13 protein-coding genes are annotated in these 16349 nt (G+C 34.1%); 5 read left to right on the top strand and 8 right to left on the bottom strand.

Annotation, left to right across the window (positions count from 1 at the left end):
* Positions 1-8: 8 nt before the first annotated feature.
* The 7 genes from Trichorick_RS00140 to Trichorick_RS00110 form a co-directional block, all read right to left on the bottom strand.
* Positions 9-746, bottom strand: coding sequence for a coenzyme F420-0:L-glutamate ligase (locus Trichorick_RS00140; RefSeq protein WP_323738256.1), 738 nt, complete (start codon positions 744-746; stop codon positions 9-11).
* Positions 736-1398, bottom strand: a complete 663-nt coding sequence (locus Trichorick_RS00135; protein ID WP_323738255.1) for a CADD family putative folate metabolism protein — start codon at positions 1396-1398, stop codon at positions 736-738. The genes Trichorick_RS00140 and Trichorick_RS00135 overlap by 11 nt, the downstream gene beginning before the upstream one ends.
* A 4-nt stretch (positions 1399-1402) precedes the next feature.
* Positions 1403-1900, bottom strand: a complete 498-nt coding sequence (locus tag Trichorick_RS00130) for a dihydrofolate reductase (protein ID WP_323738254.1) — start codon at positions 1898-1900, stop codon at positions 1403-1405.
* On the bottom strand, positions 1897-3219 hold the full coding sequence (gene folP, locus Trichorick_RS00125; protein ID WP_323738253.1) for a dihydropteroate synthase: 1323 nt from the start codon (positions 3217-3219) through the stop codon (positions 1897-1899). Before folP ends, Trichorick_RS00130 begins: the two co-directional genes overlap by 4 nt.
* A gap of 12 nt (positions 3220-3231) precedes the next feature.
* Positions 3232-3627: a dihydroneopterin aldolase gene (locus Trichorick_RS00120; protein ID WP_323738252.1), complete on the bottom strand. Its 396-nt coding sequence runs from the start codon at positions 3625-3627 to the stop codon at positions 3232-3234.
* 442 nt (positions 3628-4069) lie between these two features.
* A complete protein-coding gene (locus Trichorick_RS00115) occupies positions 4070-5521 on the bottom strand; it encodes a leucine-rich repeat domain-containing protein (RefSeq protein ID WP_323738251.1) in 1452 nt (483 codons plus the stop codon).
* 107 nt (positions 5522-5628) lie between these two features.
* Positions 5629-6624 (bottom strand): serine/threonine dehydratase, encoded by a 996-nt coding sequence (locus Trichorick_RS00110; RefSeq protein ID WP_323738250.1) that lies wholly within the window; start codon positions 6622-6624, stop codon positions 5629-5631.
* Positions 6625-6902: 278 nt separating this feature from the next.
* On the opposite strand from Trichorick_RS00110, the gene lon reads away from it, so the two are divergent.
* The 5 genes from lon to Trichorick_RS00085 all read left to right on the top strand — a co-directional run bounded on the left by lon (position 6903) and on the right by Trichorick_RS00085 (position 14536).
* Complete coding sequence (lon, locus tag Trichorick_RS00105) at positions 6903-9215, top strand: endopeptidase La (RefSeq protein WP_323738249.1); 2313 nt, start codon at positions 6903-6905, stop codon at positions 9213-9215.
* Between the two features lie 378 nt (positions 9216-9593).
* The gene (gene parE / locus Trichorick_RS00100) at positions 9594-11582 is read left to right on the top strand and encodes a DNA topoisomerase IV subunit B (protein ID WP_323738248.1); all 1989 of its coding nucleotides are present in this window, start codon (positions 9594-9596) and stop codon (positions 11580-11582) included.
* Between the two features lie 13 nt (positions 11583-11595).
* Positions 11596-12936 carry a S41 family peptidase gene (locus tag Trichorick_RS00095; protein ID WP_323738247.1) on the top strand — a complete coding sequence of 447 codons (1341 nt, stop codon included), beginning with the start codon at positions 11596-11598 and terminating at the stop codon, positions 12934-12936.
* A 164-nt stretch (positions 12937-13100) separates the two neighbouring features.
* A complete protein-coding gene (locus Trichorick_RS00090; RefSeq protein ID WP_323738246.1) occupies positions 13101-14033 on the top strand; it encodes a divergent polysaccharide deacetylase family protein in 933 nt (310 codons plus the stop codon).
* 8 nt (positions 14034-14041) lie between these two features.
* Positions 14042-14536: an RNA pyrophosphohydrolase gene (locus Trichorick_RS00085; RefSeq protein WP_323738896.1), complete on the top strand. Its 495-nt coding sequence runs from the start codon at positions 14042-14044 to the stop codon at positions 14534-14536.
* Between the two features lie 59 nt (positions 14537-14595).
* Here the strand turns inward: Trichorick_RS00085 and recJ are convergent, their stop codons facing one another.
* The gene (gene recJ, locus Trichorick_RS00080; RefSeq protein WP_323738245.1) at positions 14596-16347 is read right to left on the bottom strand and encodes a single-stranded-DNA-specific exonuclease RecJ; all 1752 of its coding nucleotides are present in this window, start codon (positions 16345-16347) and stop codon (positions 14596-14598) included.
* Positions 16348-16349: the final 2 nt, after the last annotated feature.

Raw genomic sequence — 16349 nt, 5'->3', positions numbered from 1 at the left:
GGATTCTGCTATCTCCGGTTCCAGATCCAGCGCACTGTTCGTAAAATAGGTGAATAAAAATCCTCACCTATTGGCATGCTAATTTTATTCATGTTAAAGTCAGAAGTTGATGAAAACTCAATCCTTGGAGCATCAGTGATAATAGCAATGGGAGTACTCTCATTGCCCTCACCCATAACTAACACGGCAGCGGCTGCTAAGGCATCTAAATTATTTATGTAAGTCATTTTGATAGTTTTGCCAAAAATATCTAATTTGCCAACATAATTATATAACGGTTCAAAACCATAATATCCGATTGCAACTCCAGTCACTCCTCGGCGCAGTGCCGTGATATTGCTATCAGTAATGATTATTCCTAAATTGCTGATATTATTTTTTGTACGCAGATATTGCCAAATCTTAGCAGCAGTTTGTTGTATATCAAGTGGATATAAAATGTAATGATTGTTGCCATTTGATTCATCAACCCCAGCAAACGGTACTAATATATTATTTTTTATTGTTAAACAAACGTTACCATTATTATACTCATCTGCAATAAAAGCATCAGCTTCTTTTTTTATTAGCCCATTTTTATTGGCTACGTCCGCACAAGCCAATATGCGATTCTGGCTTAGACTAATAATTTTGGAAGCAATGGCTATTATTGTATTTTCAACAAGTGGTGGCAGATAATTATCCAGTACCTTAGTAATTTCTTCACCTAAACTAATTGGAGCAGTTTTAACAGCCTTAATGTGCACTCGCTATACTCCTGGTCATCCCATCTAAAAACTGCCACAATAACTTAGCTCCATTTATTGCTCCATCAACAACTAGTTGCTGCTGCGTATTATCAAGCTCCTCAATAATCTTAGCACATTCGGCAGAATGCCATTCATCTGCCTCTAAATGCACTGTAAAAAATTTTAACGACCTTTCATCATTAACATGATAAAATTTCTGTAAACCTTCTATTTTAGATTTGGCAACTCCTGGAGTTTGACGTTCATATGCATATAAAGCACCAAGACCACTGGCAAAATCTTTATATACTAGTTTAAAATAACCATCTACCAGTAACTTGGTTTCGTTTAAAGTAGGCTCATTTTGCATATCAAGACGATTACAACCCAACTTTTCAGCAAAACGTGCCCATAGCTCCGGATGATTATCTTCACCCTGCTCTTCTTCAATTAAATTTTTTAATAATATCTGCCGATGGGGTAAATGCTCACATGAAGAATGAATAGCACTGACATATCTTGGAAAAGCAGCTACATGCTTATAGTATTCCTGAGCATATAATTGCAAGGTCTCGCTACTTAAACAACCGGCACTCCAAGATTTATAAAAATCATGGTTTAGCAAATTATATTGCTCTAATTCGTCATTTAATTTAGTAATAAAATTCATATCTTTACCCGGGATTTAAATATTTATAAATGATAAAATCAGTATGTTCACTAATTATGATATAAGACCAATTCTCAAGTAAATGCAACGGAAAAAATACATCTCCTCCATAGGTTCGTTTAAATTTAGTCAATATAAATTCTGTAATTAAATTATTTGCTAAAAATAAATTTACAATTTGAGCACCGCCAATCATAAAACATTTCTGGTCTTTATAATCGTTTATTAAACTCAAAAATTCCTGTAGAGATGACACAAATACTATATTCTCTTTAATCTGAATTCTAGCTGTTCGTGAAAAAACTATATTCTGCCTATTTTCCAAAGCTCTCTCAGGCATTGAAGTAAATGTCTGATAGCCCATAATCATCACATTATCAATGGTTGTTTTACGGAAATGTTCTAATTCTTCTTCTGAATTCCATGGTAATTTATTATTTTTGCCGATAGCACCCATCAAATCACAGGCCATAATTCCAGTTATTATTGGTCTGTTACTCATCTATTAAACACTGCTTTTTTTGCTACAAAAAAGCGCTGATGTTTTTCGATATCATGCACGCGTAAATAATCAACTCCTAACTGACATAGTTCCTGAGATACAGCTAAAGTTTCTATATCTCGATCTATAGCCTCTGCTTTACAAAAACTAGTCATGTAGGACTTTCTTGAATGACCGATAAATATCTGACATTCTAACTCTTTTAGTTTCTGAATAGTTCTGAATAATATTAGGTTTTGATAAATTGATTTACCGAAGCCAATGCCGGGATCAAGAATAATCTGTTGTCTTGTAAAACCACAAGCAATCAAACGAGCGATAATCTTCTCTGCCCATAATAATATAGTATCAATAGGTGATACATTAAAATCTACACAATTATTTTTATCTGGAGGTATAGAAAGCGAATGCATTACCACAATGTTACAGCCATGATCCGCTATAAACTTTAAACTATGATCATCTAAACTACCTTTTTGATCATTAATCCACGCAACCTCATATTCTATTATTGCTCTACGGATCACTTCCGGTAAAAAACTATCGATGCTGATAGTCAATTGATAACCAGATTCTTGCCACTGCTTAATATTTTGTAAAACCGGCTGCAGGCGCCTCCATTCTTCCTCTGCTCCAACCATTATTGCATTTGGGCGCGTAGACTGAGCGCCAATATCAATTATATAAGCTCCCTCTTCGCTCAAAGCTAATATTTTTTGCATAGCGACTTGCGGATCAAGATATAAACCGCCATCAGAGAAAGAGTCTGGGGTGACATTGACAATAGCCACCAATTTTGGATTTAAAACTAAACTTCTTAGAAAACATTCTTCCACTCTTACATTTTGGTGAGCTATCTGAGCGAAATTCATACCATAATAATTACTGTCCACTTCTTGACAGCAATATTGCACATCCATCATTGCTAGTAAATGAATTAAAAACGGCCGTGATAATAATTGCGGATGTGGCACTTTCAAATCCGACAGCTCAAAATTATGGTTATCCCACAGTAATATATCTATATCTATTGGACGAGGAGCCCACTTTGTCCGTAGCTTATCTCTACCACATAACACTTCTATTGCTTTAAGATCTGATAATAACTCGAGAGGAGATTTAGTTGTATGACCTGCAACTATCATGTTAAGATATGGCATATCCCAGGATTCTGGTGCATTTGCAGGCAGCAATGCTTTAGTTTCCAAAACAATTGATTCTTCTGATACTGTAAAACCATACTTCTCTAGCTCCATCACCGCTTTTCGTAAATAAGCTAACCGATTACCTTGATTTGAACCAAGACTAAGATAAATCATTGTATACAATACCTAATGTTGCTTTCCAGAATAGCTGAAGGATACCCCACCATACAACCCTGGTATTGGTGGCGATATTTTAGTAGCGACTACTTTAATTTTTAGATTATTATATCCTACTTCATTGATATAACTAAACAAAGCATCATAAACTCTTACAGCCAGATGCTCAATCAAATTAAATTCTTTGCCTTCGACAGCTTCTTTAATTAACTCTACTGCTCGTCGGTAGCATATACTATCACTGATAAGGTCAGTATAGGCTCCCTTGGGCGCTACTGGAAAAACAAAATGAGCGCTAATACTCACTGCTTGTGGATTTGATCTTTCTTCAGCGCTGCAACCAAGATGTACCCAAAGTCGTAAATCAGTAATTTTTAATTTAGGTAAATTAATTTGATCAGACACATACTCCTCTTATCTTTTTGGTGTGGTCAGTAAATAATCGTATCTATTCAGGGGTCTGGCAAACCGCAGGTGTATGATATATACATTAGTCTTATTAACGCACTCGATGTCATTCCCAGCAACGGCGGGAATCTAGGAATAAAAGCCTCAAATGCTTAGATATACGCTGGATTCCCGCCGCTGCTGGGAATGACATCGTGGAAGCAGTTTGTTGTCAAACTCACCATCTGTATACCTGATATAGCAAAGGTTTGCCGGGGACGTGAACAATAGATACAAATAATCTTCTTCCCATATTTCTCTATATAACATTGTATCAATATTGCTGCCAGAAAGCAATACTGTACCTATTGAAGTTCGATAGGTACAGCTAAATAAGTTATTAACAATATAATTTATTATACTTTAATTTTTAAAGTTTAAGCACAATACTAGAATAAAATCAATTCTCAGAATATAAGGCTGTGTATGTAATATTATCTGGTATTACACCAATTAATGCACTTACTTCATCCATCGTACTAGCAAACATACCTGCATATTCTTGACCTTCTGGATGCAATTCTTCGTTAAGAAATCCTAATAATTCTCTTAAAAGGTAGCTTTTATTTTCAAGATTAGGACTTATAACAGTAATAGCTTGAGCTGGATTATGATGATTGTCAATTAGGAACTTCTTCAAACCTTCATAATTCCCTTCTTCTAGTAAGGTACTACAAATATCATATACTTCCTGAGTATCTACATTTTTTACCCTTGCTTCTTCTTTAATTTCCTCCAACAATGATCGTATTGCAGGTTTACGACTGACCAACAAATCAAATAAGCTTTGTCTATGCCCATAATTTACACTGTCTAACTTTATATTATAATTTACTATAAAACTCTTTAATACATCGTTATAATCATCATCAATTAAATCCAAGCACAATTTTTTACACAATTCATTATAATCAAAGCTTTCTTTATTAGATAATTTATTTAAATCTGAAATTGTATTTGAGAATCCAGTGTTATTGTTAAAATAAATTTGAGAGATTTTACTATCAATGATTAAAGTCATAAGCTCACTTAACTGCTTATGGCCAGTACCATGTTCGCCAAAATAAAGCTCTGTAAGCTTAGTATCAGGTATAATCTTTAACAACGACACCCACGCTGAGTGATCAACATATTTTAATGATAATAAGTTAAGCAAAGTAATTTGGGTTTGAGGCAATATATTTACTAATGATTGTAGTTCCTCACCGCCAAAACAGTTTTCAGATAAATCAAGCTTGGTAATTTTAGTAGTTGGTAAAATTTCTGTCAATATTTTTACACCATCACTGCGTATGCACCTATTTAAAACAAGGTTAGTTACATTACTGTATGGCAAAGATGCTGCTAGTTTTTTCGCTACTTCACCTGACACTATAATATTATCTTTAGATAAAGTTAGGCTGGTAATTTGGGTAGTGGGCAAAATATCAGCAAACTTTTGCATGAATTTAGTTGAATCAATAAATTTACTACTCTCACTTATACAGAAGGACTTGATTGTTTGATTACCTTCCAGTGTAGCAGTAAGTTCATTATGGTATGACAATCGATTTTTGATAGCTTCCTCAATATTATCTGCAAAATTATCCGCAAAACAATTCTTCTCTCCATTCCCAATAACCCACAAACACGCAGTTTTAGCATCCGATAAATTTTCCTGTGACAGTTCCATACTGACATTTCGTAACACTTGTGACGCCAATTTATTTAACTCTATATCGTCACGCTTTAACACTTGTATCAATGACTTTTCAATATCATTTAGCGATATTGTTATCTCCTCTTCACTGTTATAAATATTTGTTAGCTGTTGTTGAACTTCTTCTAATTTTTGTTCTAATATAGTTTTCATAAAAACTTTCTCCATACTTATATAATTAATATTATATTATAAATTAATTATATAATTATATCAGTTAAGGATCAACAACTATATTGACTCTTAAGTAAAAAAATTTTTTACCTTTTTGGCTTGTTTAGCAAATAATCTTCTTTCCATATTTCTCTATACAATATAGGGTCAATATTTCCCCCTGAAAGCAATATGAGAATTTTTTTTGAACCTTGTTGATTCCTTAACCAGTCTTGTACGCAAGCCATGTTTAATGCACATGAAGGCTCGCAAGCTACTTTTAATAAATGAATAAGCCATGCGGTCCAGTAATATATCTCATATTCCTCAGCTAGTAAAAATTGATCTATTTTTTGCAAGTAATAGAACGTGCGTTCTGATAGAGCAAGAGTTTTAAGACCATCAGCTACGGTATCAGGAGACTCTGCAAACGAAAATATATGTCCTTGCTGTAAAGACAGAAAAGCATCATTAGCCTGCATTGGCTCACAGCCTATTAATAAACTTGTAGGAGACAGTAATTCTTTAGCCAGATAAGTTCCAGAAATCAAACCTCCACCACCACAAGCAGCAAAAATAGCATCAGGACTAAATTTTAGTTGTTGTAGAGCTTCATAGCACATAGTACCTGCTCCAGCAATTGTTGCATCACTATCTGAAGGGTGTAAATAATAAAAGCCATTTGCGCTGTCATTTTTTGCTCGCAGCTCTGCTTCCTTTCGGCCTTCAGTATAAATAACCTCAGCGCCATAATGTGTTGCTGCTTGTTGTTTTACTTGGCTAGTATTTTTAGGAAGATATATTCTTGCTTTGATTCCTAACATTTTTGCTACCCAAGCTAAACCTATACCGTGATTGCCAGTACTATAAGCAACTATTTTTGTAGGCAACTGCTCTTGTTCTTGTAATTCCAGCAAATGGTTAAGCACACCTCGTACTTTAAAAGCACCAGTTTTTTGTAATGATTCTACTTTAAAGTAAATTTCAGCATCCAACAGCTCGTTTAAAGTTTCAGAATGCAATATTGGAGTTTCATGCAAATATGCACTTATTCTCATATAAGCTTTAGCTATTACTGATGGTGATTGAATATAATCAAACATAAAAATTTATTTATAGTATATAATTGCTGGTGATTAACACAATAAACTCCACACCTTTGCTGAGTCAAATAGACGAAGATCAACTTCAAGAAGAGCTAGGAGTTCTGAAGTCGAGGAGCGGAACGTACACTTGTACGTGAGCACCGCAGATCTTCAAGAACGACGACGCCAATTCTTGAAGTTGATCGAGTATATCTTGAAATGTAGAGTAATACAGCTTATATAAGCTAATAAGTTGAGAATTATAAAAATTCAAAAATATTTATCAAGGTTTTTACATGCAAGCATCACAAACACTACCATTACTTGCACTCAGAGATATAGTAATATTTCCAGGGATGATAGCTCCTATTTTTGTTGGACGCGAAAAATCTATTTTAGCACTCTCTGCAGCACAAAAAGTTGAAGGTAGTCAATATATACTATTAGTTACTCAGATACAACAGAATGCTGATGACCCAAAACCTGAAGATCTTTATAAAATTGGAGTAATCGCCAAAATTATTCAAACGATTAAGCTACCTAATAATAATGCAAAAATTTTAGTTGAGGCCATTAATCGAGTTGAACTATCAAAAATTTCTAATCATGAATGGTTAACAGCCAACTATACTATTATGCCGGATCAAGAAGTTGATGATTTGGAAGAACTGAATATGGTTACATTAAATGTGGTAAACATTTTTAAAGAATATGTGCAGCAAAATAAAAAAATTAATCCTGAAATTTTAAATATAATTAATGAGCAAAAAAATCCAAGTTATATCTTAAATATTTTATCATCTCATTTAACTTGCGCAGTAGAAGTAAAGCAAACTCTGCTTAATGAAGTAAATCTGCTGCAACGAGCAAATTTATTAATACAAATTATTGAAGCTGAAATGGCTCAAATCAATACTGAACAAGCATTGCAGCATAGAGTAAAAAAACAGATTGAAAAAACTCAACGAGACTATTACTTGCATGAGCAAATGAAAGCTATCCAGAAAGAGCTAGATGGCGGTGATGAAAAGTCTGATTTTTACGATATTGAGAAAAAAATTAAATCCTTAAAAATGTCACAAGAAGCCCAAACTAAGGCTGAGGCTGAACTTAAAAAATTGAAAATGATGAACCAAATGTCAGCTGAATCTTCAGTGATTAGAAATTATCTGGATACGCTAGTAGCTTTGCCTTGGGGAAAAATTGATAAAGACAAAATAGATATCAAGAAAGCTGAAGCAATTTTGAATCGTGATCATTTTGGCTTAGAAAAAGTTAAAGAACGGATCATTGAATATTTAGCAGTACTACAACGTTCTAAAAAAATCAGAGGACCAATATTATGTTTTATTGGTCCTCCAGGAGTGGGAAAAACTTCTTTAGTGAAATCGATAGCTGAAGCAGTTGGCAGAAAATATACTAAATTTGCTCTTGGTGGTGTTAGAGATGAAGCTGAGATTCGTGGTCATCGAAAAACTTATCTCGGTTCAATGCCTGGCAAAATCATTAATTCATTAAAAAAAGCAAAGACTGATAACCCAGTAATGTTGCTAGATGAAATCGACAAAATGGCAGCTGATTTTAGAGGAGATCCAGCAAGCGCTTTACTAGAAGTGCTTGATCCCGAACAAAACAGCACTTTTGTTGACCATTATCTAGAAGTAGAATATAATCTATCAAATGTGATGTTTATCGCTACTGCTAACACTTATAACTTACCACGTGCATTATTAGATCGCATGGAAATAATAAATATTTCCGGTTATGTGGAAGCAGAAAAAATGCAAATTGCAAAAAAGTATCTAGTCCCTAAACAGTTTAAGATGCATGGCGTTAAACAAAATGAAATCCATATTACTGATGAAGTAATTCTGGAACTGATCAGATATTATACCAAAGAATCAGGAGTTCGTTCCTTAGAACGAGAAATTGGCTCACTAACTCGTAAAGGACTAAAACAAATTCTTAGTAATAAAAATATTCTAGAATTAACTATTACTCCAGATAATCTCGAAGAATATCTGGGAGTTAAAAAATATCGTTTTGGTTTAGCTGAAGCAACTGATCAAATTGGTGCTACTACTGGTCTTGCTTATACTGAAGTTGGTGGTGATTTATTAACTATTGAAGCAGTATCTTTTCCTGGTAAAGGCGACATCAAAACTACTGGTAAACTTGGTGATGTAATGAAAGAATCTGCTGCAGCTGCTTACAGTTGTTTCCGAACTTGTGCTGATAGTTTTGGTTTAAAATATGAAGATTACAAAGATCTGGATATTCATATACATGTACCGGAAGGAGCGATTCCAAAAGACGGACCTTCTGCAGGGATTGCAATTTTTACTACTATAGTATCATTAATGACACGAAGACCAGTAAAATATACAGTAGCGATGACTGGAGAAATTACTTTAAGTGGTAAAGTTCTACCTATTGGTGGGTTGAAAGAAAAATTACTTGCTGCTAGTAGAGGTGGGATCAAAACTGTCTTAATTCCTCAAGATAATGTTAAGGATTTAAAAGATATTCCAGCAAATATTAAAGATAATTTAGAAATCTTGCCGGTAGCAACTATCAATCAAGTTTTAGAGTTTGCATTAGCGAAATAGAAGTATTTGATCTTGCGATGAGTTTGTGCTAAAAAGCATCACCAACATCACTGGAATGTATAGCAAGAGTTAAATATTACTCTACTTCCTCATTTGCCTTTGTTGCTACTGCTATCTTTTTCATCTCGACTTTCTTTGTCATCCCGAACACAGAGTGTCATCCCGGACTTGTTTCGGGATCTCATCAAGACTTTATAAGATCCCGAACAAGTTCGGGATGACATTGGAGCTCGAGATGACATTGTTAGGTTCGAGATGATATTGGGGGGCAGAATAACAAAAAAGTAAGGAATGATCTCAAGACGTTGAATGTCATTGGTAAGTTCTAATCAATTGACTATAATAACTTCAACATCTACTCAACTAGTTTTTAATCATATGTCAGATTTATTCAACTTTGATCAACAAAAAAAACTGAAAAACAAAGAGCAATCTTCCTATACCGCAAAAGATATAGAAGTCCTGGAAGGTTTAGAACCGGTTCGTAAAAGACCTGGTATGTATATAGGTGGTACTGATATTACCGCCATGCATCATTTGGTTTCTGAAGTATTGGATAACTCCATGGATGAAGCGGTGGCTGGTTTTGCAAATTTGATAAGCATTACTGTACATAATGATAGCAGCATTACGGTTACTGATAATGGTCGAGGAATCCCAGTAGATAATCATCCAAAATTTCGTAATAAATCTGCGCTTGAGGTAATTTTAACCACACTGCATTCTGGTGGCAAATTTTCTGATAATGTTTATCAAACAGCTGGAGGGCTACATGGAGTTGGCATTTCGGTAGTCAATGCATTATCTGAACATCTACAAGTTACGGTTTATAAACAAGGCACTTCTTTTACTCAAACCTATGCTAAAGGCCAGCCTTTAACTCCGTTACAAACTGCAGATGCGCCAAAACGATTGAAAGGCACTGCTATTACCTTTCGTCCTGATCAAGAAATTTTTGGTAACTCAACACGCTTTAATCCACAAAAATTATATGATCTAGCAAAATCAAAAGCCTATTTATATCAGGGTGTAGAAATAGAATGGGAATGCCACCCTGCTTTGATTAATGATTCCACAACTCCAGCAAAAGCCATTATTCATTTTCCAGCGGGATTGAAGGATTATTTAAGTTCTAAAATCGATCAAGACAAAATAATTGCCGGTAATATTTTCAGTGGTAACCGTGCCAATGAAGAATCTATAAAACTTGAATGGGCTATTGCATGGCATGATGACACTGGTTTTATCAAATCATATTGTAATACTATTTTTACTCCGCTAGGCGGAACTCACGAACAAGGGATAAAAAATGCCTTATTGCGTGGCTTGAAAACTTATGGAGAGATGGTAGGAAACAAAAAGGCTCAGCAGATAATAATTGAGGATATCCTAGATTCTGCTTGCATTATCATGTCAGTATTTTTTAAAGATCCGGTATTTCAAGGACAAACTAAAGAAAAATTAGTATCACCTTCTATTAGTAAAATTATCGAGAATATTATCAAAGATCATTTTGATCATTGGCTCAGTAGTAATAAAGCAGCAGCCACAAGCTTATTAGAATTTATTATAAATACTGCTGATTTACGAATTAACCGTAAGAATGAAAAAAACGTTGCTCGAAAAACCGTAACCCAAAAATTACGCTTACCTGGCAAACTAGCGGATTGCATAAAAGAAACAGCGCAAGGTACGGAATTATTTATTGTTGAAGGCGATTCTGCTGGTGGATCTGCTAAACAAGCCAGGAATCGTGAAAACCAGGCAGTATTACCTCTTCGTGGGAAAATACTTAATATTGCCAACTCAACTGTGGATAAAATTGCCAATAATCAAGAGATACAAGATTTAGAAATAGCACTTGCTTGCGGATCGCTAAAAAATTTTCGTATTGAAAATTTACGATATGAAAAAATTATTATTATGACTGATGCTGATATTGACGGTGCTCATATTGCCTCATTACTAATGACATTTTTTTACTTTAGAATGCCCAAATTAATCACTATGGGACATTTATATATTGCCCAACCACCACTTTATCGCTTGACACAAGGTAGTAAAACTTATTACGCTGCAAACGAAGATCAGAAATCCATTTTAATAAAAAAATTATCAAAAAATAGTAAAAGCAAAATTGAAACTGGTAGGTTCAAAGGGCTAGGAGAAATGACCCCAGCACAATTAAAAGAGACGACCATGAACCCTGAATACAGGAGAATGTTTAAAGTAAATCTCCAAAATCAGGAAGAAGCATATACTATAGTAAATGATTTGATGGGCAAAAAACCAGAAAAACGTTTTGAATTTATTCAGAATCAAGCCCTGATTAAGATGGGAAATATTATAAATAATTTAGATATTTAAAAAGTAGTTAAATATGTATTTACGCCTAATCACATTTAATATTGTTTTACTTATTTGCACATATGCACTTGCGGATAAACAAACATCGAACCAGATATATTATAAGCAATTTCAGGAAATTTTTGAACGCATCAATAAAGATTATGTACAAGATCCTGATAAACAAAAAATGACTGATTCTGCAATTAATGGCATGTTAACTTCTCTCGATCCTCATTCCGGTTATTATACTGATGAAGATTTAGACGATTTTATTAATCAGACTAAAGGTGAATTTGGCGGTATTGGTGTTGAAGTGATGTATGATAATGGTGCAATCAAAGTAATCTCACCGATTGATGACTTACCAGCCGACAAAGCAGGTATTAAAGCTGGAGATTATATAGTTGGAGTAAATGATGAATTAGTGTCGACCATTGGTTTTAATAAAGCCGTCAAAGAAATGCGAGGTGAACCTGGTACTAAGGTAAAGTTATTTGTCATTAAAAATGATGAAGTTAAGCCACAAGATGTTGAATTAACCAGAGAAATAGTAAAAATCAAACCAATCAAGTCTCATTTAGAAGAAGGTGGAATCGCTTATGTAAGGATTGTGACATTTAATGAACATACTATCCAAGAGATGAAAAAAGCTTTCAAAAGTGTTGAGGCTAGCAACACTGCTGATGGTGGCATTAAAGGTATTATACTTGACTTACGAAACAATCCAGGTGGTTTATTGGATCAAGCAATCGCTGTCAGTGAATATTTTATTGACTCAGGAACTATTGTAAGTACTAAAGGTCGTACTGATACTAATAATTCAGTGCTTACTGCTAGTAAATTTACCGCAAAAGCGCCAAATGTTCCGATAGTAGTTTTAATCAATTCGGGGTCAGCATCTGCTTCTGAAATTGTTGCCGGTGCTTTACAGGATTATAAACGAGCAATAATTCTTGGTACTAAATCTTTTGGCAAAGGCTCAGTTCAAACTTTTGTACAAGTCAGCCCTAGGGCTGCAGTCAAGCTCACTACTGCTAGATATTATACACCTTTAGGTCGTTCGATCCAGGCTGAAGGTATTGAACCAGATATCATTATTGAGCCAGCAAAAGTTGAGTATCCTGGACAAAAAAATGAAGAGAGACGTTTTTCTGAATCTTCTTTAAAAAACTATTTAAAAAATGATAATAAAGACTTAAAAGATAATGAGCAAAAAAAAGACAAAGATAAACTTAAAAAAGATAAAGATAAGCCAGAATTAAAAATAGAAAAAGCTGAGAATTATCAACCGTCAGAGCTGTATAAAAAGGATTACCAATTTGCTAGAGCTTATGATTTAATTCGTGGATTAATTTTAAGTAAAAATAAGTAATGGTATACTGCTCATCTTTCAAGAATTGAATTTGATTTTGAGAGGTGAAGGCGCGCAGCATAGTAAGCTCTATGTGAGCACCTGAATCTTTGATAAAATCAAAGAGCAATTCGCAGCTATTGCGCAGTATACTCAAACTCAAGCCTAAAAGCACACATGTATATATGGATATGTACACCAATAAAAAACGTATCAAAAATTATTTGATTATTATTAATATCTTGCTTGGCTCTGCAACCTTGGCACTATTAATATTTGGAGTATTTGTTATTCAACCACAGCAAGTTGCAATAGCCACTAAACTTCAACAATACATATTTTTTGATTTAAAAAAACTAGCTCAAAATAGCGAAGCTGTTTTAAACCCCAGCCCAGAACAAAAAACTACTGAACATAAAGAAGCAAAAATAGATGATGGCCATAAATTTATTCACCGAACTCAACATCCCCGCATAGCAATAATTATTACTAACCTTGGATTAAATAGATTACTGACAGAGCTTGCTTTAACTATGCCACCTCAGATTGCTTTAGGATTTTTGCCATATACTACAAGCTTAAAACCTTTGTTGTATAAAGCTAAAGAAGATGGTCATGAAATATACATTAATATACCATTTGAAACAGATCATTATACTAATCATGGACTTAGTACTAATTTCTCTGCTGATGAAAATATTAAGAAGTTAAAAAATATATTAGCTACTTGTAGTGGATATCATGGAGTCTATAGTAAAAATCAAGAAAATTTCATTAATAACCATAATTTTATAAATTTAATACTAGAGGAATTGATTGCCAGGAAACTTATTTTTATAGTCGGTAAAGATATAAATACAGTTTTACCGAAATATATCTTAGGTAAAAAACAAATTATGCCAACTAGTATAATAATAGATCAAGAAGCGGAAGATGAAGAAATAAAGAAAAAGCTTGATTTATTAATAGAACAAGCAAAAACAGATAAAACTGCTATAGCTTATGTGCATGGTTATGCTATTACTCTAGATATAATAAAAGATTGGCTACCAAAATTAAAACAGCATAATATTGAACTAGTGCCAATATCTGAATTATTCAAAGAGTCAGATCTGTGAATAATATTATGCAAAAAAATTACAGCACTTTACCATATCGGCCAGGAGTCGGGATGATGATAATCAATGACAAAAATATGGTGTTTGTTGGTAAACGTGTTGATACTAGAGTTGAAGCATGGCAGATGCCTCAGGGTGGTATTGACCTCGGAGAAACTCCAAGCAGTGCAGCAATGCGAGAAATGGCAGAAGAAATTGGTTCTGATAAGGGCTATATTTTGGCAGAAAGTAAATATTGGTACAGTTATGATTTGCCTAAATTTTTAATTCCAAAATTGTGGAATGGTAGTTTTCGTGGACAGAAACAACGCTGGTTTTTGATTAGATTCACTGGATCCGATCATGATATTAATATTAACGCGTATAATCCAGAATTTAGTGAATGGCGATGGGTTAGTTTTGCAGAATTGCCAATAATTATTATTCCTTTTAAACGTAAACTATATCAAGCCGTCATCGATGAATTTTCTGAAGTATTATCTTCATTATTACTAGGTGCATAGCTTCGATTTTTAACAAGCTCTAAGCTCAGACGACTTTTTCTAAAATCATGAACAACGCTTCACTCTATAATAATATCTTTTATCTGCAATTGAATTTTTGTCATTTGTTGCCAGCTGTTTAATTTTAATGTACCAATGACAGATAAGGTATAAGGTTTCGCATTTAGTAAAATATCAGCAATTGCACTATCAATCGCATTAAACGCTATTGCGCTGATCGACTTATTATTATAACTATCTTTATTAGGAGCTAATAAACAACTAATATGATTAGTGCCAACAATATTTGCTTTTAAGACAAAGAGATTAGAGAATTTAAATATTGGTTCAGGATTACCATTACCAAATGGCTCTAAACGGTTTATCTCTTCCATAAATGTTGGAGTTAGGCTTTTGCTGGTTAGCTCTGCATCATAATAAACCATACACTGTTCATCAACACTCATCTCATCAAGCGAACATGACTGATTAAAATATTGTTGAAGCGCCGTTAACTGCTCTTGCACCACAGTAAAACCTCCAGCCATTGCATGACCTCCTCCATTTACAATTAGGCCTTGATGCTTAGCATTAATAATCTTACTACCAAAATCAATATTTTTAATTGAACGACACGAAGCTTTGCCTATACCATTATTTAATGCAATCACCGCTGTTGGCTTATTAAACTTATCTTTCAACCGGCTTGCGATAATGCCAATAACTCCTATATGCCACCCTTCTCCAACAATAAACAGTATATTTTCACTGCTTTGAGCTTCTGCTTTTGCGATTGCTTCTTCAAGTATTAGCAGTTCTATAGTCTTTCGTTCACTGTTATATACTTCCAATTCCTGAGAAAATTTTATAGCTTCACTTATTATATTAGTAGATAATAAATTTGCACCAAGGCTAGCCTTCCCTACTCTACCACCAGCATTGATCCGTGGACCAATAACAAAGCCTAAATGATAACAATTTAATTTCTCTGCTATATTAGTATTATCACATAATGTTTTAAGGCCAATATTCTGACGTTGCAGCATTATTTTAAGCCCTTGAGCAACAAAAGCCCTATTTAAAGCAATTATCGGCATCACATCACATACGGTTCCAAGTGCTACTAAATCTAGATATTGCATTAAATTTGGTGGTAACTGTCCTTTAAAGTAACCATCATTTATCAGCTTTGTCCTTAATGCGACAATAAATAAAAACGACACTCCAACGGCCGCTAGGTATTTATATTCACTAATTTCATCAATACGATTTGGATTAACCACGGCAATGGCATTTGGTATTCCCTCAACACTTAGGTGGTGATCGATTACTATTACTTCAAGTCCAATATTATTGGCATGCTCTACAGCCTCAAAAGCTACCGTGCCACAATCTACAGTAATCACCAATTCTGTACCAACATCACGAATACGCTGCATCGCCGTCATATTTGGGCCATATCCTTCTAGAATTCTATCCGGAACATAAATATCAACTGCTACACCAATATCTTGAAAAAATAATTTGAGCAAGGCACTGGAAGTAGCACCATCAACGTCATAATCAGCAAATATACAAATTTTTTGCTTATTTTTGATTGCAGTGACTGTCCTGGCAACCGCTTTATCCATATCTAGTAAATGCAGAGGATCTGGTAATAAGTTCTTGATTTTTGGCGATAAAAATTCAGAAGCCTCTGTCAGCGAGCTAGTTCTAAATGATAATAATTTTGCCAGCAAATCACTGATTACTAACTGATTACTTAAATCTCGAATATAATTTTCGTTTAATGGATTCTGTTGCCAGATTTTACCATTTACTGATTTCCTCATAA

The organism is Candidatus Trichorickettsia mobilis (assembly GCF_034366785.1).
Taxonomy (GTDB): domain Bacteria; phylum Pseudomonadota; class Alphaproteobacteria; order Rickettsiales; family Rickettsiaceae; genus Trichorickettsia; species Trichorickettsia mobilis_A.
The sequence above is the reverse complement of the archived record's forward strand: the minus strand, read 5'-3'. Positions and strand labels throughout refer to the sequence as shown.